2 protein-coding genes are annotated in these 2640 nt (G+C 69.0%); one reads left to right on the top strand and one right to left on the bottom strand.

Annotated features, from left to right (window positions below; translation table 11 throughout):
* The first annotated feature begins 509 nt into the window (after nt 1-509).
* Nucleotides 510-2150 carry a GMC family oxidoreductase N-terminal domain-containing protein gene (locus G3N99_RS38355; RefSeq protein WP_206124985.1) on the top strand — a complete coding sequence of 547 codons (1641 nt, stop codon included), beginning with the start codon at nt 510-512 and terminating at the stop codon, nt 2148-2150.
* Between the two features lie 27 nt (nt 2151-2177).
* Here G3N99_RS38355 and G3N99_RS38360 read toward each other — a convergent pair.
* Nucleotides 2178-2640: flagellar hook-length control protein FliK (locus G3N99_RS38360; RefSeq protein WP_206124986.1), on the bottom strand; the 463-nt coding region annotated here is incomplete at its 5' end.

Here is a 2640-nt window from a genome sequence, read left to right on the forward strand (position 1 = left end):
CGATGTGGCTGCCGACCGGCGCGCGTCGCTGCGCCGCGAGCGCCTGCCGGTGCACCGACACGGCGCGGCGCGACGTGTACGCCAGATCGTGCCGCAGCGCATCGTGCCGCTGCGGCGACAAACCGTCCAAACGGTCGGCGACGACACGTGCCGTTCGATTTCGATCGACTGCGCGCATGACGCAGAGCATCCCCGCGCGGGCAGCCGTTTGAAATGAAATGCGGGCGGCGCGCATCGCATCCGGACAACCCGGTCGGCACGCGGCCTGCAGAACCTGGCGCTGCATCGTCGTCACTCCCGTTTCGCGACGGATCGGCTTCTCGTGGCCGGCGCGTCATGCAAAGCGAATCGATACATCTTAAATTTAGTTCACGCGGGCGTTTAGAGGAATCGCTCTTGAATCCGCGCGCCGCGTGGGCAACGGCCATTCCTACAATGCCCGAATTACAAGAGGGGACGCGGTCGCGCGGCGGTGCCGGGCGCCTTCCATGACACGACGGAGACGTGACATGCAATACGACTACATCATCGTCGGCGGCGGTTCGGGCGGGTCGAGCCTGGCAGGCCGCCTCGCCGATGCCTGCCCCGATGCGACGATCGCGCTGATCGAGGCCGGCTCGCATACGGAGCGCAACCTGCTCGTCAACATGCCGGTCGGCATCGCGGCGCTGGTGCCGTTCAAGCTCGGCACGAACTACGGCTACGAGACGGTGCCGCAGCCGGGCCTCGGCGGGCGGCGCGGCTATCAGCCGCGCGGGCGCGGGATGGGTGGCTCGAGCGCGATCAACGCGATGATCTACACGCGCGGCCACCCGGGCGACTACGACGAATGGGCGCAGCTCGGCGCGACAGGCTGGGGCTGGCAGGACGTGCTGCCGTATTTCCGCCGCGCGGAAGGCAACGCGCGCGGCGCCGATGCATGGCACGGCGCGGACGGCCCGCTCACGGTGTCGGATCTGCGCTTTCGCAATCCGTTCTCCGAACGATTCATCCAGGCCGCGCATGCGGCCGGCTATCCGCTGAACGACGACTTCAACGGCGCGACGCAGGAAGGCGTCGGCTTCTACCAGGTCACGCACCGCGACGGCTCGCGCTGCAGCGTCGCCCGAGCGTACATCTACGGCCGTAACCGGCCGAACCTGCACGTGATCACCGATGCGACGGTGCTGCGAGTCGTGTTCGACGGCAAGCGTGCGGCCGGCGTCGCGGTCGCGCGCAACGGGCGCGTCGAGACGCTCGACGCGCGCGCGGAAGTGATCCTGTCGGCCGGCGCGTTCAATTCGCCGCAACTGCTGATGTGTTCGGGGATCGGCCCGGCGGAGCAGCTGCGCCGGCACGGGATCGCGGTCGTGCAGGATGCGCCGGACGTCGGCACGAACCTGATCGACCATATCGATTTCATCATCAATACGCGCGTGAATTCATCGGAACTGGTCGGCGTGTGCCTGCGCGGGATCGCGAAGATGACGCCCGCGCTCGCGCGCTATTTCTCGAGCCGCACCGGGATGATGACGAGCAACGTCGCGGAGGCCGGCGGCTTCATCAAGAGCGATCCGTCGCTCGAGCGTCCCGACCTGCAACTGCATTTCTGCACGGCGCTCGTGGACGACCACAACCGCAAGATGCACTGGGGCTTCGGCTATTCGCTGCACGTGTGCGCGCTGCGGCCGTTCAGTCGCGGCACGGTGGCGCTCGCGAGCGGCGATGCACGCGACGCACCGCTGATCGATCCGCGTTTCTTCAACGATTCGCGCGATCTCGACCTGCTCGTGCGCGGCACGCAGGCGATGCGCAAGATCCTGTCGCAGGCGCCGCTCGCGTCGCAGGGCGGGCGCGAGCTGTACACGCGGGCCGACCAGAGCGTAGCGGAGCTGCGCAAGACGATCGTCGAGCATGCCGACACGATCTACCACCCGGTCGGCACCTGCCGGATGGGTTCGGACGCGCGTGCGGTCGTCGATCCGCAACTGCGCGTGCGCGGCGTCGAAGGATTGCGCGTGGTGGATGCGTCGGTGATGCCGACGCTGGTCGGCGGGAACACGAATGCGCCGTCGGTGATGATCGGCGAACGCGCGGCGGACTTCATCGTCGCCACGCGCAAGGGCGCGGCGCTGCGCGGCGAGGCAGCCGCTGCGGTGCACGGCCGCTGAGCGGCGCGCGCACGGCGGCGGCCATGCTCAGGCAAACGTATCGACGAGGCCGGCGCGGCTCACACTCGCGGCGGCCGGTGCGGATTGCGCAGCGCCGACCGGTGCATCGACGCCTGACGATCCGCCGCTCCCGCGCCGCGACGACTGGCCGCCGGCGAAGGATTGTTGCGGGTTCTGCTGCTGCGAAGCGAAGCCGCCGTCGCTGACGGTCGCGCTGCCGAGCCCGAGCCCGCCCGCTTCCATTGCCTCGCGCAGCTTCGGCAGCGCGGCTTCGACTGCTTCGCGCACCTGCGCGTGCTGCGACACGAACAGCGCGTGCGCGTTGTTGTCCGCGACGCGCAGCACGACCTGCAGCGGCCCGAGGTCGGCCGGATTGAGCGTCAGTTCGGCGCTCTGCTGATGCGCATTCGACAGGAACACGACCTTCTGGCTCAGCGCGTCCGTCCAGTCCGGCGTGCCGATGTGCGGTGCGAGCACGTGCGCGTTCGCG

It is taken from the genome of Burkholderia sp. Ac-20392 (assembly GCF_017104585.1).
GTDB classification, from domain to species: Bacteria; Pseudomonadota; Gammaproteobacteria; order Burkholderiales; family Burkholderiaceae; genus Burkholderia; species Burkholderia lata.